The organism is Lysinibacillus xylanilyticus (assembly GCF_001708185.1).
Lineage (GTDB): Bacteria > Bacillota > Bacilli > Bacillales_A > Planococcaceae > Lysinibacillus > Lysinibacillus xylanilyticus_A.
Genome location: NZ_MDDN01000001.1, coordinates 21,550 through 42,988, shown reverse-complemented (window position 1 = coordinate 42,988; position 21,439 = coordinate 21,550). Strand labels below are relative to the sequence as shown.

At 36.5% G+C, this 21,439-nt stretch carries 20 protein-coding genes and 1 pseudogene; 11 read left to right on the top strand and 10 right to left on the bottom strand.

Annotated elements, in window-relative coordinates; genetic code table 11:
* Positions 1 to 4: 4 nt before the first annotated feature.
* The 7 genes from BFJ97_RS00210 to BFJ97_RS00180 form a co-directional block, all read right to left on the bottom strand.
* Positions 5 to 394, bottom strand: a complete 390-nt coding sequence (locus BFJ97_RS00210; protein ID WP_068982651.1) for an RDD family protein — start codon at positions 392 to 394, stop codon at positions 5 to 7.
* A 69-nt stretch (positions 395 to 463) separates the two neighbouring features.
* On the bottom strand, positions 464 to 1,438 hold the full coding sequence (locus BFJ97_RS00205; RefSeq protein ID WP_068982650.1) for a carbohydrate kinase family protein: 975 nt from the start codon (positions 1,436 to 1,438) through the stop codon (positions 464 to 466).
* Positions 1,435 to 2,334, bottom strand: a complete 900-nt coding sequence (locus BFJ97_RS00200; protein WP_068982649.1) for a DMT family transporter — start codon at positions 2,332 to 2,334, stop codon at positions 1,435 to 1,437. Before BFJ97_RS00200 ends, BFJ97_RS00205 begins: the two co-directional genes overlap by 4 nt.
* Positions 2,335 to 2,535: 201 nt before the next feature.
* Entirely contained in the window at positions 2,536 to 3,786 is a 1,251-nt protein-coding gene (locus tag BFJ97_RS00195; RefSeq protein ID WP_068982648.1) for a glutamate-5-semialdehyde dehydrogenase, read from the bottom strand.
* 12 nt (positions 3,787 to 3,798) lie between these two features.
* Positions 3,799 to 4,893, bottom strand: a complete 1,095-nt coding sequence (gene proB / locus BFJ97_RS00190) for a glutamate 5-kinase (protein WP_068982647.1) — start codon at positions 4,891 to 4,893, stop codon at positions 3,799 to 3,801.
* 513 nt (positions 4,894 to 5,406) lie between these two features.
* Entirely contained in the window at positions 5,407 to 5,790 is a 384-nt protein-coding gene (locus BFJ97_RS00185) for a sodium:proton antiporter (protein ID WP_068982646.1), read from the bottom strand.
* A gap of 367 nt (positions 5,791 to 6,157) precedes the next feature.
* On the bottom strand, positions 6,158 to 7,042 hold the full coding sequence (locus BFJ97_RS00180; RefSeq protein ID WP_068982645.1) for a LysR family transcriptional regulator: 885 nt from the start codon (positions 7,040 to 7,042) through the stop codon (positions 6,158 to 6,160).
* A gap of 285 nt (positions 7,043 to 7,327) precedes the next feature.
* Between BFJ97_RS00180 and BFJ97_RS00175 the strand changes: the two genes are divergently transcribed.
* A complete protein-coding gene (locus tag BFJ97_RS00175) occupies positions 7,328 to 8,080 on the top strand; it encodes an alpha/beta hydrolase (protein ID WP_068982644.1) in 753 nt (250 codons plus the stop codon).
* Positions 8,081 to 8,277: 197 nt separating this feature from the next.
* Positions 8,278 to 9,615: a branched-chain amino acid transport system II carrier protein gene (gene brnQ / locus BFJ97_RS00170; RefSeq protein ID WP_068982643.1), complete on the top strand. Its 1,338-nt coding sequence runs from the start codon at positions 8,278 to 8,280 to the stop codon at positions 9,613 to 9,615.
* 66 nt (positions 9,616 to 9,681) lie between these two features.
* On the opposite strand, the gene BFJ97_RS00165 is transcribed toward brnQ, so the two are convergent.
* Positions 9,682 to 10,440: an SDR family oxidoreductase gene (locus tag BFJ97_RS00165; protein WP_068982642.1), complete on the bottom strand. Its 759-nt coding sequence runs from the start codon at positions 10,438 to 10,440 to the stop codon at positions 9,682 to 9,684.
* A 190-nt stretch (positions 10,441 to 10,630) separates the two neighbouring features.
* Here BFJ97_RS00165 and BFJ97_RS00160 point away from each other — a divergent pair, with 190 nt between their 5' ends.
* The gene (locus BFJ97_RS00160) at positions 10,631 to 11,200 is read left to right on the top strand and encodes a TetR/AcrR family transcriptional regulator (RefSeq protein ID WP_139114347.1); all 570 of its coding nucleotides are present in this window, start codon (positions 10,631 to 10,633) and stop codon (positions 11,198 to 11,200) included.
* Between the two features lie 83 nt (positions 11,201 to 11,283).
* On the opposite strand, the gene BFJ97_RS00155 is transcribed toward BFJ97_RS00160, so the two are convergent.
* Both BFJ97_RS00155 and BFJ97_RS00150 read right to left on the bottom strand, forming a co-directional pair.
* Positions 11,284 to 12,492, bottom strand: a complete 1,209-nt coding sequence (locus BFJ97_RS00155; protein ID WP_068982640.1) for a YhgE/Pip domain-containing protein — start codon at positions 12,490 to 12,492, stop codon at positions 11,284 to 11,286.
* Between the two features lie 55 nt (positions 12,493 to 12,547).
* Positions 12,548 to 13,129 carry a TetR/AcrR family transcriptional regulator gene (locus BFJ97_RS00150; RefSeq protein WP_068982639.1) on the bottom strand — a complete coding sequence of 194 codons (582 nt, stop codon included), beginning with the start codon at positions 13,127 to 13,129 and terminating at the stop codon, positions 12,548 to 12,550.
* A 338-nt stretch (positions 13,130 to 13,467) separates the two neighbouring features.
* Between BFJ97_RS00150 and BFJ97_RS00145 the strand changes: the two genes are divergently transcribed.
* The 8 genes and pseudogenes from BFJ97_RS00145 to rarD all read left to right on the top strand — a co-directional run bounded on the left by BFJ97_RS00145 (position 13,468) and on the right by rarD (position 20,885).
* The gene (locus BFJ97_RS00145) at positions 13,468 to 13,791 is read left to right on the top strand and encodes a PadR family transcriptional regulator (protein WP_068982638.1); all 324 of its coding nucleotides are present in this window, start codon (positions 13,468 to 13,470) and stop codon (positions 13,789 to 13,791) included.
* On the top strand, positions 13,784 to 14,320 hold the full coding sequence (locus BFJ97_RS00140; RefSeq protein ID WP_068982637.1) for a DUF2812 domain-containing protein: 537 nt from the start codon (positions 13,784 to 13,786) through the stop codon (positions 14,318 to 14,320). Before BFJ97_RS00145 ends, BFJ97_RS00140 begins: the two co-directional genes overlap by 8 nt.
* A 340-nt stretch (positions 14,321 to 14,660) precedes the next feature.
* The gene (locus BFJ97_RS00135) at positions 14,661 to 15,182 is read left to right on the top strand and encodes a DUF2812 domain-containing protein (protein ID WP_068982636.1); all 522 of its coding nucleotides are present in this window, start codon (positions 14,661 to 14,663) and stop codon (positions 15,180 to 15,182) included.
* Positions 15,183 to 15,194: 12 nt separating this feature from the next.
* Positions 15,195 to 16,100 (top strand): annotated as a pseudogene (locus BFJ97_RS00130) (ABC transporter ATP-binding protein).
* Positions 16,087 to 17,328, top strand: a complete 1,242-nt coding sequence (locus BFJ97_RS00125; protein WP_068982635.1) for an ABC transporter permease — start codon at positions 16,087 to 16,089, stop codon at positions 17,326 to 17,328. Before BFJ97_RS00130 ends, BFJ97_RS00125 begins: the two are co-directional and overlap by 14 nt.
* 521 nt (positions 17,329 to 17,849) lie before the next feature.
* Positions 17,850 to 19,025 carry a toxic anion resistance protein gene (locus BFJ97_RS00120; RefSeq protein ID WP_068982634.1) on the top strand — a complete coding sequence of 392 codons (1,176 nt, stop codon included), beginning with the start codon at positions 17,850 to 17,852 and terminating at the stop codon, positions 19,023 to 19,025.
* A 280-nt stretch (positions 19,026 to 19,305) separates the two neighbouring features.
* Complete coding sequence (locus tag BFJ97_RS00115; protein WP_068982633.1) at positions 19,306 to 19,839, top strand: hypothetical protein; 534 nt, start codon at positions 19,306 to 19,308, stop codon at positions 19,837 to 19,839.
* Between the two features lie 140 nt (positions 19,840 to 19,979).
* The gene (gene rarD, locus BFJ97_RS00110) at positions 19,980 to 20,885 is read left to right on the top strand and encodes an EamA family transporter RarD (protein ID WP_068982632.1); all 906 of its coding nucleotides are present in this window, start codon (positions 19,980 to 19,982) and stop codon (positions 20,883 to 20,885) included.
* The last annotated feature ends 554 nt before the right edge of the window (positions 20,886 to 21,439 follow it).

The window sequence follows — 21,439 nt, the reverse complement described above, 5'->3', positions numbered from 1 at the left end:
TTTTCTAGACTTCCTTTACAACTGTACCTGAAAAGTTGTCGTGAGGAAGAAGTTGACCGTTTTGTTGTGCAAACGTTTTGGGATTTTTTAAGTAATCAAAAGTGCTAACTGTATCTCGATAAGCCATCCGTTTAATAATTTGAGGGGTTGTTAGCTTTGATCCATTTTCATTGGCAAGTTCGAGTCCCATTGTTTTATAGCCAACGGTTTGTCCATTTTTACGTAATTGTGCAAATTCAAGAGACCACATAACGACTGTTGGTGTGATCATTGCATGGATTGCCTCGTTTTTCACTTTTTTTCGCAGGACATATTCTACACCAGCTCCGACAACTGTTGATATTGCCAAATCAATGAAAAATGCTTTCGTACGCTTTTTCGTAATAGATTTCACCTGAGCTCCTCCTCTTATTCAACGTGTCTCTACCTAATACGAATGACAATAGAATAAGTTCCGAAATATTCAAAAAATAATATCGTTTTTAAGTGACAGTTCATGCTTGGTAAGATAAGATGCAATGGCACCCTGTTTTTCTGTCGATGCTCCTGCATAATGGTTCGCGAATGTCAGGAGAGGGATAGCCTGCTGTTTACAAAAGTCGATTAGATTGATGGCTGTAATCTGCTTGCTAAGGAGAATGGTTAACACAGCTCCAATAAAGGCATCGCCCGCTCCAGTTGTATCCATCGCATGAACCTTGTCAGCTGGCACTTTCATATGGTGCTTAGTAGTATAAAGACTTGCTCCTTCTGCTCCACGTGTAATGATGAGAACTTGCACTTTCCCCTGAAACAATGATTGGACTGCTGATTCTTCATCCTCAATCGCTGTTAAAAACAAAAGCTCTTCCTCAGACAATTTAACGAGATGGGCTTTTGGTAAAAATTCTAAAATGGTTTGACGGCATGCCATCTTATCGTTCCATAGAGGCAATCGAACATTAGGGTCAAAAGATACAAGACTACCTGCCTGATGAGCCTGTTCGATCAAAGCTATATGTGCATGCTTCATTGGACTTTCCACTAAATTAACTGAACAAAAATGAAGAATATCATTACCTGTTAATATATTTGGTGGTAGTTGCTCTTTGTTGTAAAGTAAATCTGCTGCGTGGCGACGATAAAATAAGAAATCACGGTCCGCATCATTTGTCAGTGACACAAAGGCTAAGCTTGTTTCACCTTGATCCGTTTGACTAATATAGCTCGTATCGACACCAGCCTGCCTTAACGTGTCTACAAGAAAATCTCCAAAAGCATCCTGACCTACTTGTGTGATGAGAGCTGATTGTTGCCCAAGTTTTGCACAAACAGCTGCAACATTGGCAGGGGCCCCACCAGCATTTTTAGTAAATTGCTCTACTGTAGCAAGGGAGGCATTTTGTTCAGTAGGCGTAAAATCAATTAATAATTCACCAATTGCATAAAGTTTACTCACGGAATAATCTCCTTTACATCAGTCTGAGGCACACGCTTTTTCTTTGGAACGTAAATTGTGTAAAAGATACCACCGAAAATTAATACAATACCAAGTGTTTGCATGAAGCTTGGCATAAAATCAAGTAATAGCATATCGAGCAATATAGCAACAACAGGGTCAACAAATACTAATACTGAAACTAGAATTGTAGAGAGACTACGAATGCTATCAAAAAATAAATAGTAAACAAATCCTGTATGAATAAAACCTGTCCCTAAAATATAAAGCCAGTTTGTGGTCGTTAAGCCTTCAAATAGTGAAAAATCAACAAATGGTAATAGTATGACAATTCCAACTGTTGTTTGGATATATGTTAATGCATAGGAGCTAAGGTTTGTGATCGTTTTACTTGTGAGCATCGTAAATGCATAAAATAGTGCAGACAGTAATGCCCAAATAAAACCTGATTTCATAAATTCAGAGAGTGTCAAAAAATTATTTAAGCCGATAATGAACATACTACCGATAAAACAAGTTACTGTTGCTAGCAATGCTTGAATAGTCATCTTCTCTTTTAAGAACAATGCGCCAAAAATTAATACAAATATAGGGGCTAAATTATAGATAGAAATAGCAATGGAAATCGACATTTCTTCAAAGGCTTTAAATAAAAATACCCAGTTTAAGACAATAAAGACACCACAAAGAAGTGTTTGTAATATTTCTTTTTTATCCCATTTCTCTGTTTTATGCCCGCCTGTAATGAGCCACATTCCTCCTAGAAAGAGGGTAGCGCAAATACATCTGACAAATACTAGCTCGATAGCAGGTAAGCCCGTATGAACAGTAAAAAAACCAATGGAGCCGAAAAGAGCCATGGAAACCGTTAATTTTATGATCGCTGAAATGTTCATTCTAAACCTTCTTTCTATTAAAAGTATTTTGAATTTTAGTTCTAAAATAGGACAGACGATGATGTATACTAAAACTGCTCAACCAGCAGCTCAAGACACTCTACTCAAACCACTACAATCCATCTGTCCGCTTTAAAAAGTAAAGAAAGCCGACAGAGGAGTAAGACAACAACTGCCGGCTTTTACTTAATAGTTCTACCTTTATTCTCGGATTTGTCCGTTACCGTGAATGAAATACTTTGTAGATGTTAATGCAGGTAAACCCATTGGTCCACGAGCGTGTAATTTTTGCGTACTAATACCAATTTCTGCACCGTAGCCAAATTCAAAGCCGTCCGTAAAACGAGTTGAAGCATTATGATAAACAGCTGCAGCATCCACGCTATTTAAGAAGATGTCCGCTACTAGTTGATCTTCTGTAATAATGGCTTCAGAGTGGTTCGTACCATATTTATTAATATGTTCGATCGCTTCATAAACGTTTTCCACAATTTTAACACTGATCTTTAAATCTAAATATTCAGTGGCATAATCTTCTTCGGCTGCTGGATGAGCAAAATCAAGTTTTTGACAAACGATTTCATCACCAATAATTGTCACACCTGCCTGATGCAAAGCACTTAGTAGCTGTTTGCCATGCTCATTAAACCAATCAGGATGAATAAGTAAGCTTTCTGCCGCATTACAAACAGAAGGGCGCTGTGTTTTCGCATTTAGACAAATTTTTTCTGACTTTATGTAATCAGCAGTCTGGTCCACATAAATATGGCAGTTGCCAGCACCTGTTTCTAGTACCGGAACAGTGGCCTCATTTACGACTAAGTCAATAAGTGCCTTTCCACCGCGAGGGATTAAGACATCTAAGTAATCTTTTAAATGGAATAATTCTTTTGCTGTTTCTCGATTCGTATCCTCAATTAATTGAATCGCGTCTACAGGGATTGCTGTTTTTTCAAGTGCCCGATGGATAGTTGCTACAAGGGCTACGTTTGAAAATTTTGCTGAAGAACTACCACGTAAAATAACAGCATTTCCTGTTTTTAATGATAATGTTGCAGCATCTACTGTTACATTAGGACGCGCCTCGTAAATCATCCCAATCATACCTATTGGCACCATCCGCTTTTCAATCAATAATCCATTATCTTTTTCAATTCGCTCTAGAAGGCTGCCGACTGGGTCATCTAATTTTACGAGTAAATGAATGGCATTTGCCATAGCCTCTACTCGTTCTTTGTTGAGCATGATACGATCAAGTGTAGAAGCAGGCATTCCTTGTTGCTCACCATGAGCTAAATCTTTTGCATTTTCAGCAATAATAGTATCTTGGTCGATTATCAACTGCTCAGCAATTTTTGTAAGTGCATTATTTTTTTCACAAGTCGTTTTAATGTTTAAAATATAGCTTGCGGCTTTTGCCAGTTTTCCTTTTTGTTGAACTTCACTTGTCATGTAAATTCCTCCTTAATTTGTTTGAATTTTTAGCCATTTATCTCGGTGAATAACCTCAATTGGATAGTTCGCTAACTCATTTGTACGTTTTCCCATTGCATGTGCTAACTCAAGGGAAGAATATAAGACCTCACCCCGGCCAAGTAGCCTATTGTCACTATAGACCTCGACTACGTCGCCATTTACGAAATCACCTTCGACACGACATACACCAGCAGGCAACAAGCTTTTTCCATTTGCCAATAGCGCATGTTCAGCACCGCTATCTATAAAAATTTTACCAGATACTTCCGTGAGTGCAATCCACTGTTTATTATTTGTTAAAACAGCAAGAGCCTCATGCTCAACATAGGTACCATCACCGCGTCCTTCCATAATATCGACAAGCTTATTCGCGCCGTGACCAGTTCCGATAAATACCTTAACGCCTGCATTTAAAGCTGCTCGAGCTGCCAGCAATTTGGATTCCATACCACCTGTACCTACCTTAGAGCCTGCACCATCTGCAAAACCAAGCATTTCATCGGTTACCTCTGTTAAACGATCAATACGTTTGGCATGTGGGTCTTTATTTGGATTTGCGTTATAAAGCCCATTTATATCTGTTAAAATAATGAGCTGATCTGCATGAACAAGTCCACTTACAAGTGCCGATAGCATGTCGTTATCCCCAAACGTTAATTCGCTGACAGATACCGTATCATTTTCGTTAATAATTGGAAGCATAGAGCGCTCTAGTAATTCCTCAAATGTAGCGTATGCGTTTTTATAGCGCTCCTTTTTTGAGAAATCAGTACGTGTTAGTAAAATTTGTGCAGGCACAATATCATAAATGCTAAATAAAGCGTTGTAGATTTGGATAAGTAAGCTTTGCCCAACAGCTGCCGCAGCCTGTTTACCTTTGACCGTGATTGGACGAGTAGGGTAGCCTAGCTGCTTAAAACCTGCTGCAACTGCACCTGATGAAACAAGTAACACTTCATGGCCACATTTTTTTAATTCAGCAATCGCTTGAACATGGTCCATTAAACGTATTTTATCAATTTCACCTTTTGCATTTGTTAAGGAGCTACTTCCAATTTTAACGACGATTCTTTTTCTTTCCATCACAATTCCTCCAATTCGTCATTTCATTAGCATTATTAGTTACACTTTAGCAGCCGCTAAGATTTCGCTACTAGATTTTTTCAAAATAAAAAACCTTTTCATCCTAACAATTAGGACGAAAAGGTTTGCTTTCCGTGGTACCACCTACATTGAACGTCATTGACATTCCACTTTGCTCATAACGCTTGAGACTGCGCCTAGTTTAGCTAGGACGTTTTACGAAGTAGGTTCTTTAGTCTTTCTTGTACAATGCCTTACAGCCGATGGGCATCGCTCTCTGCTCAAGCAGTTTCTAGGTACTAGTCTTCGTACGTTTTTATTGTATAATTCAACATCATTTTTATAGGGGCTCTTTAGGTTGATGCCTCAAACCTTAAAAAGTAATTGAATAAAGAATGCACTACTTCAGCGTGTCTGTCAAGCTGATTAGAAAAGTTGATAGAAAGTTTTGAGTAAATAAGTAGGTAATGCCGAACACACGAGGGGAAAGAGTGAAGGGGAACAAATCATTGTTTACTTGAACCACCAAATTGCCATTACTAGTGGGAGCATCGCCATGACAATGACGAAGAAACCCCATATTATTTGTTTTCCAGAAGACATATTTTTAGGTTTGATACTCATTTGTTCATATAGTTTGTTAATGGCACCTTGTTCTTTTGAATAAAGCATGGCTTGAAATTCATCGTAATCTTGAATATAACTTGAGGGCGGACGTGGACTGAAACGCAAATTTCGAATATCGTCCGTAATCTCTTTTTCACCCATCCAATAAGTAATAACAGGCGCTAAACCGGATGTTTGCGTAGCCTGTACTTCGATATCATGTGTTTTCATTTTATAATAGACATTTCCTTGCTCGTCTTCATATTGCTTGACAATATCACTTACTGCCATCGACAAACACCTCTTTCTCCAAAACTATACGACTTACATTTATTATAAGGTATTAAAAGAGAAAAGTATTGTAATTACGAGCATAATTGGTTGGTGAATTTTTCTAGCAAAGTTCAGGGGAACATATGGTCATGTAGTATAATAGGACTAAAATCATTTTATAATGGTTCTTTTTTAAAGAAGTGGCTCCTTACCAAACCGTGTGCACAAGTAGTCGCCCAGCCGGAACGGAAATCAACTACACGTTATGGTGATGAATAAACCTCTTAAAATTTTCCTAAAACGATTTAAACATAGAACAAAAGCGAGTAGCAATTACGTAGAAGTAAAATTGTTACTCGCTTTTTCATTAGTTCAACAGGAGCTCTCAATTATTTTTTTCGTAAAAGTCGAATACAAACTGTTGAAATTGTCTTGCTGATGGTGGAAGATATCGATTTTCTATCCAGGCCATACCTATTACACGTTCACAAACCATATCCTCCACATGTATTTTTGCCAATTTATTTGGATTCAAGTCTTCGTCAACAGGCAGTAACGATACGCCAAGTCCAGCACCTACAAAGCCAGCAACTGTTGATACCTCATCACCTTCAAAGGTAATTTTCGGCTTGATTCCTGCAGCATTCAATAATCGATCAGCGGTCCGTCGCAATGCGTAACCTTTTTTCATCAGAACAAAATTTTCATGTTCAAGTTCCTTCATTTTAATACTTTTACGTGTGGCGAGGGGATGGTCGATCGGCACCATAATATAAAGCTCATCACGCCATAGCTCCTTCCAGCAAACAGGGGGCTCCGTGTCAATCGCTGCAAGTAAACAAAGGTCTAACTCTCCCGCGAGCAATTGCTTCAGCTGGGAGTGTGAGTAATTTTGTGTAAAGTGAAAGCGTATATGCGGATGGTTCTGACGGAAAGCGCGGATTAAATCAGGTACGATGCTAGTCCCCAGAGTATGTAAAAAGCCGAGTGACACATCACCAAGTTCTGGGTTATTCAGCTCCTGTAATTCAATAACTGCTTTTTCATATTCCTTGCGCATGCGTAGGACACGATACAAAAAAAGCTCGCCATATCGGTTGAGCATAATCGAACGTCCTTGTCTGTCGAACAAGGGTACTCCTAATTCCTCTTCAAGCTTTGAAATCGAGCGACTTAATGCTGGCTGAGAAATCGCTAATGCTTCTGCAGCACGTGTCATATGCTCAAGCTTTGCGACCGTGACAAAATATTCTAATTGCTGCCACTCCATGTTCTCACCCCCGTTCCTATTAATTTGAGTTATCTGCATTATAACGATAAAAGGGAAGGAAGTATAGGCGCCATAAAAAATTTTTAAAAGACGGAGAACTAAAAAGAAGAATTCAAAAATTAAAGTAACAGAAAGTGTGATATGACAGCTATTAACCTCACATCATTCATGCATGAAATACATTAATATGATAAAAACTATAAATTGTACATTATGAATAAAGGGTGTTAAGATAGACACATAAAATACACAATTACGAAATTTCCGTGAAGGGGATATTATAAAATGAAGTTTGCAAAGCCACAACCTCTAACAATCGAGGGAGGCAATAAAGCCGTACTATTACTGCATGGATTTACAGGAAGCACAAAAGATGTGAAAAAGCTAGGAGAATTTCTAGCTCAACGAGGATATACTGTTCATGCACCGATTTATAGTGGGCACGGCGTAGAACCAGAAGCATTACTTGAAACAAAACCAGAAGATTGGTGGAACGATGTCGTGGAAGGTTATAACTTCCTGCAGAGTAAGGGTTATGAAGAAATCGCTGTAGTTGGGATTTCACTTGGCGGCGTATTCTCGCTAAAAGTAGCAGAGAAGTTTCCTGTTAAAGCATGTGTTGCAATGTGTGCACCAATCACACGAGACAATTCTAAAGGCTTATTTACTCGCTTATATCACTATGCTCGTTTATATAAACACTTTGAAAATAAATCAAAAGATCAAATTATTTCAGAGTTACATGAACTTCGTATTACACCAAAGGATTCATTAGATGGTGTTACACGTTTAACTACAGAAACACGCGATGAATTATCAACAATTAAAGCACCTACTTTAGTAATGCAAGGTTCTCTAGATGACGATCTTTATCAAGAAAGTGCTCCTTTCATTCTAAATACTGTAGAAACAGATGATAAAGAGATTATCTGGTATGAAAACTCTGGTCATATTATTACATTAGACAAAGAACGTGAAAAAGTGTATGAGGACGTATACAAATTTTTAGATCATATAGAGTGGTCTGTAGCAAACTAAGAGCTGTCTGCTGACAGCTCTTTTCTTTTTGCCTAGGTTTAGGCGATTAAAGCTTGGAACGGAACAATTAACAATTTTCAAAGAAAAAACTATTGTTTTTATAATAAATGCCTGATACCATAGTGGAATTGTAGTGAGAAAATCCATTCGATTTAAACTATTTGCAAAAGTTAAATACATCTAAGGAGTACATCAAAATGCAACAAAAAATACCTTTTTCAACATATGCAGTCATTGGCACGATGCTTTTCGGACTGTTTTTTGGAGCAGGGAATCTTATTTTTCCAATTCAGCTTGGACAATTAGCAGGGACCAATTTTTGGTTTGGACTAATTGGATTTTTAATAACAGCTATCGGTTTACCGTTTCTAGGTATTTTAGCTATTGGTTTATCAGGTAGTAACGGTTTGCGTGACTTAGCGAGCCGTGTTCATCCATTATTCGGCGTCATCTTTTCATTAGCGCTCTATTTAACGATCGGTCCTTTTTTTGCGATTCCTCGTACAGCGACAGTTCCGTTTGTTGTTGGCTTTGAACCATATATTCAAGCAGAGCATACAACACTTCTACTTGCTTTATTTAGCTTTGTATTTTTTGCCATCGTTTATTATTTCTCATTGAATCCTGCGAAAATTATGGATTATATCGGTAAATATTTAACACCAGCTTTTTTGATTATGTTATTTATTTTAATTATTATTAGTATTTTAAAGCCGATGGGACATTTCCAGCAGCCAATGGGAGACTATATTGATTCAGCATTTATGACGGGCTTTAAAGAAGGCTATAACACAATGGATGCGCTAGCGTCATTAGCTTTTGGTATTGTCGTTATTAACGCGATTAAAAGCGCAGGAATTTCTGATAGAAAAGAAATTGCTAAGGCAACGTGGAAATCTGGTATTTTTGCCATGGCATTAATGATGCTAATATATGGTTTAATAACATATATGGGGGCATCGAGTATTGAGGCTGTTGGTACATTTGATAACGGTGGTTTAATATTTGCTGCTGTTGCTGAACACTATTTCGGATCCTTTGGTGCAATTTTATTGGCATTTATTATTGTCCTTGCTTGTTTAAAGACAAGTATTGGCTTAATCACATCTTGTAGTGAATTTTTCCACGAAGTGTTCCCGAAAATAAGCTATAAGTGGTTTGTATTTATATTGTGTCTTGTGTCATTTACAATTGCGAACTTCGGATTAAATAATATCATTAAATTCGCCATTCCAGTACTAATGTTCTTATATCCTCTAGCGATTGTTTTAATTCTACTGGCTTTAAGCTCATCGCTATTTAACAATAAGCAATCGGTTTATGTAATAGCGATGATTTTTACATTTTTTATTAGTTTAATTGATGGCTATAAAGCATTAGTGAGTAGCATTCCAGCGGCGAAATTAAGTATTTTTGATGCGGTTGAGAAAGTTTATTCAGACTTTTTACCTTTCTATGACATAGGTTTAGGATGGATACTACCAGCGTTAATTGGTGCTATTATAGGATGCATATTCCCCGCGAAAAAGGCGTAATATAATTAATTTATTAGAAAAATAAGCACGCACATGAAATTATATTCTGTGCGTGCTTATGTATTTTTAGTAAGCCGTCCAGCCTCCATCAACAGCAATGACTTGGCCGTTGACAAAGCTTGCTTCATCTGAGCCAAGGAAAATAGCTAGTTGAGCGATTTCCTCTGGTTGTCCAGCACGTGGATTAATGGACATACCTAGTGCTTGGCGAGCTGCACCTGTTTGACTCATATTTGTCATGGAAGAAGCAATGTTTGTCATAACTGCCCCTGGAGCAATACCATTACAGCGAATATTTTTATCTGCATACATAAACGCTGTGTTTTTAGTTAAACCAACGACAGCATGCTTAGAAGCAGTATAGGCAGCCCCAGCACGAGCACCATATAGACCGCCAGCGGAAATGTTGTTAACAAAGACACCGTGACCTTGAGCAAGGAAAATCTCTGTCGCCATACGCATCGAACGCATAACAGCAGTCGTGTTTACCGCAAATACTTTATCCCAACGTTCATCAGAAATTTCACCAACTGGCTCCATACCATCCATAATGCCAGCATTATTGACTAAAATATCTAATTGACCATAAGCATTTTTTGTCTCATCAAATAAGCGTTGTAAGTCTTCTGTTGATGCGACATTTGTTTGAATTGCGATCGCTGAGCCACCAGCTGCTTTTATACCCTCAACAACAGCTTGTGCACCTTCTAAATTCAAATCAGAAACTACAACCTTTGCGCCTTCTTTTGCATAACCTTCTGCAATTGCTTTTCCCATACCTGACGCTGCACCTGTTACGATTGCTACTTTACCTTCTAATCTCATCACAAGGACCTCCTATTATTTATGTTGTTTCACCATGTAGAACATTTCACGGATATATTAAGTAAGATATTGAACATGTGTTCATTAAAATCTTATAATAATAGTGTAAGCGATTTCAATATGCAAAAAACTAAGAACTGTTCAGTAATCAACACATATACAAAATCTGTTTAGTAAGGGGATGAAAAGTTTGTGTGCGAACGATTTAAGAATTGTCAAAACGAAGCAAGCATTACATAATGCGCTGTTAACTTTATTGAGTGAGAAACCTTTAGAAAATATTACGATTGCAGAAATTTGTCGGGTGGCAAAGGTGAACAGAGGTACCTTCTACTTGCATTATGAGCAAAAAGAAGGGCTATTTGAGGAGTACTTCCAGGAAATTATGGAGGATTTATATAATTCCTATGAGGAACCATATCGTGCAGTAACAACATTGGATAAGAATCAATTAGATCCAAATACGATTCGTATTTTTCATCATATAGAGCGTTTTAAAATGTTTTATCGCATTGTATTTTCAAAAAATGTGCCTTTGACCTACTATTACATGTTATTTGATGGAATTCATGCGCTGATGAAAAGAGACCTAACCACTCATTATAATATGCATGATGAAATATCTATTGAATATTATAGTGCTTATCAAGCAAACGCAATCATCGGTCTAATCATCCAATGGTATCGCCAGGATTTTGAGGATAGCGTTAGTACATTGAATAAGCAACTTGCGGCTATTTTGCGAATTGGCGAAAAGTAATGAAGAAGCGGATAGAAGAGTGGAACAAAATAGGCGAATTAATGAGCGATGCACTAACTTGTCACATCGCTTTTTTGACCATATTATTGAACAGAAGCAGTGACGATTTGCTTGCTTTCGCTTTTTACTTTTTCTCTTTTTAAAGCAACGACCATAGTAGAAATGGCCAAAGTTACAGCAATGATAATTCCTAACGAGCTACTATTGCTTATTAGATTGTCAGCGCTTCCTCCAAAAATAATTGTGTAATAGCCATCTGCTCCATACGTTGCTGGAAGAAGAGAAGCTAGTTTATTGTAAAAATCAGATAGCATTGCTTGTGGAACAAGAACGCCTGATGTAACAAGCTGTATCGAAAGGGCACAAATATTAAAAATCATACCGAGATTACCAAACATGATGACAAAGGATTGTGCCAAGCAGAGGAAAGCCCAGAACATTAATGCTTGAAAAAGATAGATGGAGAAAAAGCTTTGTTCACTTGAAATATTAAAAAGATGCATTAAACCAATTGTTAATAATGGGAGCGTAAAGGCTACACCAACATTAATAATCTGCCTTGCTAGGAACAGTTGCCATTTTGAAATGGTATCTTGCACTAGATGCGCAGCCTGTTGATGTTGCATAATCATGACCATTGCACCAACAAACGACGAAATAATGATCATTAATGGCACAAAATTTGCAGCAAACTCGTCAACATTATTCGTTTTAACAATAGTAGAATCTATTGCACGATCCTTTACACTCATAATCGTAGTAGCGACGGTTTCATTAATTTGTTGTGCCGTATTTGGTTCCATTGGGAGCTTTGAGAACTTTTGAGAAAATACCTCAACGGTCTTGCCCTGTTGTTTAGGATAAATATTGTGGTTTACTTCCTCTGTTAGTTGTTTGGCTACTCCTTCCATCATATTTTTTGTGATGCTTGCATTTGCTTGATTAATAGAGTAAATAATTTCTGCTTCTTGCCCTGCTTGTAATTGACTCGTAAAGTCGTTTGGAATATGAAGAATCATTTGGATCTCACGCTCATTTAACTTCTGTTCGGCTTCGTTTAGTGAGGTGAATTTTTCTATTGTAAAAGGTAATGTTGCTTGTATTTCGTTTGCTACTTGTTGCCCGATCTCCGTATCTTCACTAATTAGTCCAATCTTTAAATGGTCTGCTCTGTCATTTACACCATCATACGCAGTCATCCATATGGAGAAGAAGATTAGTTGAAATGCAACTGTGACGGCGATGCCGATATATGTTTCTCGGATTTTAAATAAAGCTTGTAAACCTTTCATATATAAACCTCCTATATAAGTAAGTACTTACTTGCATTGAAAGGAAAAATTTTTTCTAGGGAGCTAATCCCCTAGAAAAAATTGAAACACTCGTTTTTAACAATTCTTCATTTGGCATATTTGAGACAAATGTTCCTAAGCGAGCTCGTGACATAAAATGCCCAAAATTAATAGCAATTAGTGATAACGCGGCTGCTTCCATATCAATTTCTCTAATTTTCCCTCTATCATGCATTTCCTGAAAATAATGTATTAGCTCAGTTTTAATATGAAGTGGGATATTGGCAATCTCTTCATTAATTTCAGGAAACTGCATCGCTTCTTTAAAGCCAATCATGACAAAATCCTTAATAGACATTAAAAAGTTAAAATGCTTAATAGAGAAATTTAATAAATCTGTTTCCAAATCCCATGTTACGTTTTTATTGAGCTCTTGCTGTAAAAGAGGATAATAGGAAAATTGCTCAATAATAGCTTTCAAAATCCCACGTTTGTTGCCAAAATGGCGAAAAATTGTTACTTCATTGACTCCTGCTAATTCAGCAATTGCTTTAGTTGTTGCCGCAGTATAACCTTTCTCGCTGACAAGATGTAAAGCTGCTTCAATGATCTTTTCTGCAGTTCCTTTCGATGACAAAACAATACTTCCTTTCATGCAAGTAATTACTTACATGCTAGCATAGAGTAATTTCTTGTGCAACAAAAAATATTGGCGAACAGGTGAGACGGATGGCCCTATGAACTGCTCATGTGCGGTCACGAACAGCTTGGGTATCAGTTGAAGCCGTTGCATAGTCTTATAGGTAGATACATTGGTTTCATTCGAAAAATAAACAAAGATTCTTGTTTAAATAAAGAAGCCTTTTGAAAAGCTTGTAATGTGAAGAACAGAATTGACAACTATATCGACTGTTGATATATTTTATATATATCGTTGGTCGATATATTGTTAGGCGATATAGAGGGGGATGTTGTATGACACAGGAGCACCCGCCGTTAACAGAGGGCGTTTATTATATTTTATTGGCATTATTTGAGGCAAGGCATGGTTATGGCATTATGCAATTTGTAGAGGAAATGAGCAATGGCCGAGTTCGACTTGGAGCGGGAACAATTTATGGGGCGATCAAAACATTACTCGAGCGAGGGTGGATTGAGGCACTAGATGATGATGGGCGAAAAAAGGAATACATTATAACAGCGAGTGGAAAAAAAGTTATGGAATACGAAATTTTGAGATTAAGGGAACTTTTTGACAATGGCATCCGTATAACACAGGAGGATGGAACAAATGCATAAATATCGATTAGTCGTCAACCCGTATGATATTGAGAAATGGGTTAATGAAATGGCTAGCCAAGGCTGGTATTTGCAAAAATTCACTTGGATTCGTTTTACATTCGAACGTGGTGAACCAGGTAACTATATTTACCGCCATGATGAATTGGAGAGATTTGGTGCCTCCTATGAAGACGAATACTTAGAATTTCTGAAGTCCTCGGGAATAGAGCAGGTAGACCGATCTGGCAATTTTGTGTTTTTTAGAAAGCCAGCATACGAAGGGCCATTTGAACTTTACACGGATAAAAAAACAAAAATCAGTAATCTTTCCAAAAAAGTAACGGTACTATTTTGGGTTATCTTACTTAACTTAATGGTCGGCATCATTGGGCTCAGTGGGGATTTTTCAGAGTACGAAGTAGACTGGTTTGGATTGTCCCTAAATATTGCGAACCTCTTAGTAGTTTTGGTATTTTCTATACCATTGTTCAAACTCATTCGTTTACGGAAACATTTAAAAAGAGACTTAGATGTATTTACAGATTAAAAGGAAAGATACATTTAAGAATAATCGACCGCAATTATGCGTTTAGAAAATTCTGTTTTTTAATATTGTAGTTTTGGTGAATCTATTTATTACAAAGAAATTGTGTTAAAACGAAAGAATATTAAAATATTTTTGGTGTAGGGATACTTTAAGAAAAGAAGGGAATGCCATTTATTTATTTTCCGGGAAATTAGAAAATTTTAAATATTTTCAAAATAAAATTATCTTTATGTGAAGTTAAATGTTTGTTCATCCGTTTAACCAACTATGTCGATAAATTTTCTGGATGTATTTCTGAAAATCTTAAATTCATTTCTTTCAGACTAAGTGAGGAGATTACATGAAAAAAAGAGTCTATCGCATTTTTCTAGATTATGAAAAAGAAGAGGCATGGGTCAACGACATGGCGGCACATGGATGGAATCTTAAGAAAACAATTTTAGGTTACTTTGTATTTGAAAAAGGGGAACCTGGTCAATACATTTATCGCAACGAATTAGTAAAAGGTAAGAACAAAGATTATTTTGAATTTTTAGATGCGATGAATATAGAGTGTGTTTCCAAGTTTGCAGGCTGGGCCTATTATCGTAAAAAGGCATCAGAAGGACCGTTTGAGTTATTTTCAGACAATTCTTCGAAAATACATTATTTACAATCACTAAACCGACTCTTTATTCCTATAGCATTATTCAATCTTGTTATGAGCATTACTAACTTTTCACTTGGATTAACAGTTAATCTCTTAAATTCAGCGATAGGATTTATAAACTTTTTAGTAGCGATAACGATGTGCATACTTATTTTGAAAATTGAAAAGAGAAAAAAGGGATTACAACATGAATTACATATATTTGAAGGGTAGGGAGGACCTAAGATGACATTACAATTACAACATGTCACGAAGAAGTATAAAGATTTTACAGCAGTCAATGATTTAAATTTCACCATTGAGAAAGGTGAAATTTTTGGATTGATTGGACAAAATGGTGCGGGTAAAACAACAACGTTCCGCATGATTTTAGATTTACAGGAAACAACAGCCGGCACAATTACATGGGATGGCAAGTCGGTGAATGCTATAAATCGTGATGTACTCGGTTATTTACCAGAGGAACGAGGGATTTTCCCAACTATGAAGGTAGAAGATCAGCTTTACTTTTTTGGCGAGCTGCGCGGCATGAAAAAAGCTGAGCTGAAAAAAGAAATTGATTTTTGGATCAGTCGTTTCGAGTTAGAAGAGAAGCGAAAAGATAAAGCTGAGACATTATCAAAAGGAAATCAACAAAAAGTACAATTAATAGCAAGCTTTATTCATAAGCCGCAATTCTTGATTTTAGACGAGCCGTTTAGTGGTCTTGATCCGGTAAATAAAGATTTACTAAAGGATGCGATTCTACTGTTAAAGGAACAAGGTACTACCATTTTGTTCTCTAGTCACCAAATGGATAATGTTGAAGAGCTTTGTGATCATCTTTGTTTACTAAAACGCGGTGTTTCTCTTTTTTCAGGTAGTTTACTAGATTTAAAGAAACAATACGGAAAAATTAAGCTAGCAGTACGTACAGACTGGTCGACAACACAATTGCTGGCACTTTAAGGAGTAAATGATGTTCGTGTAGAGAAAGAGCAAACGGTGCTGACTTTAGAAGACGAAAGTTTTGCACAGAGCATTTTTGATCAGCTTGCAAATGGGAAGTACATTGAAAAATTCAGCTTAGATTATTTAACACTAGATGAAATCTTTAAAGATAAGGTAGGTGGCAACGTTGTCGAAGTTTAATTTATTAATGACACAATTATACAAATCAAAAATAAAATCTAGATCCTTTGTCTTAATGACATTACTGTACGTGGCCATTATGTCCGTCGCGGTTTTTTGGTCGGATATTAAGGAGCTTTTTACAGGCGATGAAGAAGCACAGAAAATCGCCATTGTGAATGAAACATCAGCGGATTTTAGTGAGATCTTTGTGTCGAACGGGGACATGGAGTTTATTCAGGACGAAACGAATAATAAAGTATTAGAGCAAAAGGTTAAAGATGAGAAGCTCGCAGCAATTATTACAATAAGTGATGAAAATGGTCAATTACAAGCTGAAATTGCAACTTTTACACCTTTAAAATTAAATGATCAAACAACGATTTCTTCATTATTGCAATATGCAGGTAAAAATTATGCTGTTCAGCAGCTGTCGTTATCATCAGAGCAGGCTGCGCAAATTATGGATGCACAAACCGTTATTTCGAATAAAAATTTAAATGAAGAAACAGTAGGCGGTAAAAGTGAGGAAGAAAAACAATCAGGGTTAGTAGTATCATATGCTGTCGGAATTTTAATCTACTTCTTTATTTCTACTTTCCTATCAATGATTACAACTGAAATTGCCTCTGAAAAAGGTTCTCGAGCAATGGAAATGCTCCTAGTAAGTGTCAAGCCAGCAACCCATTTTAAAGCAAAAATTGCGGGAGTATTACTACTCGCTTTAACACAGATGGGCTTTATTGCAGTGGTATTCCTTGTCTACGCGAAATTTGTGAAAGGTGGAGCTGTTTGGGATATGGCAGCCGGTATTGTTAAAGAACTTTCGGTTGGCTATGTCATATATGCTATAGTATTCCTACTGTTAACAATTATCCTTTATTTAATTATTGGCGCATTATTCGGCTCGTTAGTTTCAAAAGTAGAGGAAGCTGGTCAAGTTTTAATGCCTGCCATTATTATTACCATGATGGGATTCTATGTAATGCTTTCAGGAATGGGCAATCCAGATACGATTTTAATCAAAGTTTTCTCTTATATACCGTTAACTTCTGGTATGATCATGCCGATGCGAATTGGTGCAACAGATGTTGGCGTGATGGTACCACTTATATCTTTAGGTATTTTAGTGGCGACAATTATCGTGGCTTACGTATTTAGTTTATCGTTCTATAAACGCAGCGTGCTAACATATAGTACAGGTGGCGTTATTCAGAAAATAAAAACCGTGTTAAAAGTAACAACATGATAGTAAAGCAGCTACATAGGTGGCTGCTTTTTTTGTCCAAATAAGGCTCATCAGGCATACATCTTCATAAATGTCTCCCACAATTTTGCTGATTGGGCCCAAATATGCTAAAACTAGAAAACAAAGCATAGTAATTCGCGTATTCAGTCGAATTTTCTAATGAAACAAGCTATAATTTATAAATGGGATTGAAGCTATGTGATCTCAAGCAAAGATTGAAGCTTTAGTAAAAGAAACGTCAAATTATCGTCCTGCACCACAAGTGGAGAAAGAACAATTCTTTGTAAAGCTCGAACAGCAACTTCCTATGAGTGATGAATTGCTAGAAATCTTAAATAACCGTGAGCGCATAACACTTTTTGTCGATAGATTTGATCCAGCTCATTATTGCTTTCAACTACAGAATCATGAGAGTTCATATTTAGTAAGTGACTCTTATTTTACAATGCTTGAATAAACGAAACTTTTTCGACTTGAAATCGTATGTAATAGAAGAGATAAATCGCAGGGGGTAAAACTTTATGTCTGAATTCGACAACGACCTATTAAAATCAAAAGATCCATTTGCATCAGAAAATCCATTATTACAGCCTAATCCATTATTACAGGTGGAGCAAGAGCAAAAACAAAAACCTGTACTTGTTTCTGAGCAAGAGCTATCACAAATTGCTCAAAATCAACGTGCATTAAAGCAAAATCCTGAAATCCATGCACTAGCACAAAAAATTGATGTAAAAGATCAAATTGCCATGTTAGAGCTTGGAAAAGAAACAGCGAATGGTATTTCTACTTTTTCAGATAAAATGCTAGCAACGATGAAAACAAGTAAACTTGAGGAATCGAGTGTATTATTAAACAATTTAAATAGAATTATGGATAAATTTGATCCTCAAGATTTTGCAGAGGATAAAAAAGGTGGCTTTCTGACAAAGCTGTTTAGCAAAGGGAAAGAACAATTAGAAAGGTTCTTATCCAAATATGATAGTATGAATAAGGAAGTAGATGTTATTCACCGTGAGATTCAAAAGTACGAAGGTGAAATGAAACGTAATACAATCGATCTTGAAAACCTATATGATCAAAACTTACATTACTTCCAAACTTTAAGTAAGTTTATTGCGGCAATTGAAGTGAAAACAGATGAGGTTCGAGCGTCATTACCAGCACTTGAACAAAAAGCACAAACTGGTGATCAATTAGCGGCAATGGAATATGAAACGATGCTACGTGCAGTGGATTTACTGGAACAACGTCGTTATGATTTGGAAATGGCGCAGCAAGTTTCGTTCCAATCTGCACCACAAATTCGTTTAATGCAGCAAGGCAACAACCATTTAATTGCAAAAATTAACTCTGCGTTTGTTACGACAATTCCTATATTTAAGCAAGGACTTATTCATGCAGTAACGTTAAAACGCCAAAAGCTTATTTCTGATTCCATGAGTGAACTAGACCGTCGTACGAATGAAATGCTTGTACGAAATGCAGAAAATATTAGTAAAAATAGTGTTAATATTGCACGTGTGGCAGGTAGTCCAAGCATTAAAATTGAAACAATTGAAACGACATGGCAAACAATTATGACTGGTATTCAAGAAACGAAGCAAATTCAAGCAGAAACGGCGAGAAACCGTGAGGAAGGACGTAAACGCATAGAACGTTTGCAGCTTGAATACGAAAAACTGAAAAAGATGTAATCGTGAAGCTTCTTGCATTCTCTCTTACGCAAGAAGCTTTTTTTGAGCTCTATATTATTTATAGGTCCCGAAAAACCGCCTAAAGTGATGTGTTTCGGGAAGAATCACAGCATACTTAACCCGAACATCGAAATAGGAGCTTATTTATTTTGACAAAATAATAAATACTCATTATGATGATTTAAATGAGAATGGTTATCAAAAGTAAAGGGAGAAGAACGATGTTAAAGAAAGCAATACCATTACACGAATTACTTAGTAATGGAGTGGAGAAAAGACGATGAAGAAAATGAATTTAACTACATTATCGTGTGAGCATTTAAAAGATGGAACGCTTGCCATAGATATGACAGAAACGCTTATGCTAGTATCGCAAAGTCGCTATCAGGAATTAATGCATATCGAAGAACTTTACAATGCTATGCATAAAGATTTAGATGAAAAGCAACATGTTTTGGAGCAGGAGCGAAAAACTTTAAAGAAACAAAATGTCCAGCTTGTAGAAGAAATGCAAAAAATGAAGCAGCAAAATGCGATCTTGCAAAAAAAGCTAACGGAATATAATTGTGTTGTAAATGAACTAAAGGAGCTTCGTCAACAAAATACAGAGCTATTAATTGAACTAAGTAAACATACAGCTTTGTCGAGGGAGTCATTATCGGGGCCGTTAAAATCTATGATACGCGATATGCGAGAACAGGGCGTAGGTATTAAGGAAATTCATATTCGAATAAAACGTCAAATTAATCCAGATATTAGTTATAGTATGGTGCGTAAATATATTTCTGAGCTAGAATCTGAAAACAAAGAGTAACGACATTGTTGCCTTAATTCAAATTTGGCATTTACAGTTACAAAGCAAAGTCCTATAATTAGTCTATTCTTTAAGATGTAAATTGTTAAAATTATGCATAGTCGTAATGGATAGAAACAAGAGTAGGAGAGTTAAAGGCAATGTCAAATGAGAAAAAAGGTGTTTTGTCAGCATTTTTAGCCTATGCTTTTTGGGGTGCATTTCCTCTTTATTGGAAATTACTTGAGCATGTGCCGAGCATGGAAATTTTATTATCACGTGTCATTTGGTCCTTTGTCTTTACAGTACTAGCAGTAATAGTATTTGGAATGCGTAAGGATCTAATCGCAGATTTAAAATATTTATGGTCACACCAAAAGCATTTCTGGCAGCTTGCTGGAGCTTCATTCGTTATTTCGATGAACTGGTATTTATATATTTGGGCAGTTAACCATAACCACTTAATTGAAACGAGCTTAGGTTATTATATTAATCCTTTGCTGTCAGTTATTTTGGGGGTTATTTTCTTTAAGGAAACGCTTAGCCGAGCACAATGGATAGCTACTGGAATTGCCTTTATCGCTGTAATTATTTTAACGGTTAATTATGGTTCAGTCCCATGGGTAGCTTTACTAATTGCCGTATCATTCGCAATTTACGGTGTACTAAAAAAGAAAATTTCACTTGATGCGACAAGAGGTCTAGCCATAGAAACGTTATTTATTCTACCGTTTGCTTTAGGCTATTATGTTTACCTCTTTACAACGAATCATGCCTCATTTTTACATGTTGATGTCAAAACAGACATCCTCATGATTGTAAGTGGTATCGTGACAGCAGTACCGTTAATTTTATTTGCGAAAGGTGCACAAAATATTCCACTCTATTTATTAGGCTTTATTCAATACGTATCGCCAACGATTACGTTAGTTATAGGAATCGTGCTTTACAAAGAACCATTTAGTCAAGTAGAGCTATTGGCATTCAGCATTATTTGGGCAGCCTTACTACTGTTTTCAGGCTCGAAAATCATTGAAACGAGAAGGGCCCATCATAAATCAGCTTAAAGTTATTATTAATAATGTTGATAAAAAATCCTGTTAATGCAGGATTTTTTTATTTAACAATATAATTAAAGGCTAATGAAATAGGGTTCTATAATATTTGTTGGGGTATCCATACAATTTGAAGATGGAGGTGTAGTCGCCGAAATGTTTGTAAAAGCACCCCATTATGGCTCACCTCAATATTGAGTAGGAAACTTTACTTTTTTGCCAGCATATAGTAATATGGTGGCAGTCAATTAGATAACAATGATTATACATTATAATAAATGAGAGGTGCTTTTTGTGAGTGCGGTAGGTTCTAAATAGGAACAACTTAATGAAATAAATTTAATGACGACAGGGGATTTTTGTCATAAAGTCACCCCTTATTTAGTCGTGGATTTATTTCAACACCTATGAAGATACCTACAATACTTTATAAAGCGTGTAATGCTCTGAATGTGCTTCATTATATGAAGTCTTTTTCAAGATGCTTTTTTACACATGCCTTGTAATGTAAAAGCTGTGGGATCCCCACAGCTTTTTTGTTTTATTTTTGAAAATAAAGGTTCCAT

What these genes read in the sequence shown, in the direction of transcription:
- proB (WP_068982647.1), bottom strand. Translation starts at nt 4,893, where the DNA reads ATGGAAAGAAAAAGAATCGTCGTTAAAATTGGAAGTAGCTCCTTAACA.
- BFJ97_RS00140 (WP_068982637.1), top strand. Translation starts at nt 13,784, where the DNA reads ATGCATAAATATCGATTAGTCGTCAACCCGTATGATATTGAGAAATGG.
- BFJ97_RS00185 (WP_068982646.1), bottom strand. Translation starts at nt 5,790, where the DNA reads ATGGCAGTAAGTGATATTGTCAAGCAATATGAAGACGAGCAAGGAAAT.
- BFJ97_RS00135 (WP_068982636.1), top strand. Translation starts at nt 14,661, where the DNA reads ATGAAAAAAAGAGTCTATCGCATTTTTCTAGATTATGAAAAAGAAGAG.
- BFJ97_RS00165 (WP_068982642.1), bottom strand. Translation starts at nt 10,440, where the DNA reads ATGAGATTAGAAGGTAAAGTAGCAATCGTAACAGGTGCAGCGTCAGGT.
- BFJ97_RS00180 (WP_068982645.1), bottom strand. Translation starts at nt 7,042, where the DNA reads ATGGAGTGGCAGCAATTAGAATATTTTGTCACGGTCGCAAAGCTTGAG.
- BFJ97_RS00115 (WP_068982633.1), top strand. Translation starts at nt 19,306, where the DNA reads ATGAAGAAAATGAATTTAACTACATTATCGTGTGAGCATTTAAAAGAT.
- BFJ97_RS00120 (WP_068982634.1), top strand. Translation starts at nt 17,850, where the DNA reads ATGTCTGAATTCGACAACGACCTATTAAAATCAAAAGATCCATTTGCA.
- BFJ97_RS00175 (WP_068982644.1), top strand. Translation starts at nt 7,328, where the DNA reads ATGAAGTTTGCAAAGCCACAACCTCTAACAATCGAGGGAGGCAATAAA.
- brnQ (WP_068982643.1), top strand. Translation starts at nt 8,278, where the DNA reads ATGCAACAAAAAATACCTTTTTCAACATATGCAGTCATTGGCACGATG.
- BFJ97_RS00145 (WP_068982638.1), top strand. Translation starts at nt 13,468, where the DNA reads ATGACACAGGAGCACCCGCCGTTAACAGAGGGCGTTTATTATATTTTA.
- BFJ97_RS00155 (WP_068982640.1), bottom strand. Translation starts at nt 12,492, where the DNA reads ATGAAAGGTTTACAAGCTTTATTTAAAATCCGAGAAACATATATCGGC.
- BFJ97_RS00200 (WP_068982649.1), bottom strand. Translation starts at nt 2,334, where the DNA reads ATGAACATTTCAGCGATCATAAAATTAACGGTTTCCATGGCTCTTTTC.
- BFJ97_RS00195 (WP_068982648.1), bottom strand. Translation starts at nt 3,786, where the DNA reads ATGACAAGTGAAGTTCAACAAAAAGGAAAACTGGCAAAAGCCGCAAGC.
- rarD (WP_068982632.1), top strand. Translation starts at nt 19,980, where the DNA reads ATGTCAAATGAGAAAAAAGGTGTTTTGTCAGCATTTTTAGCCTATGCT.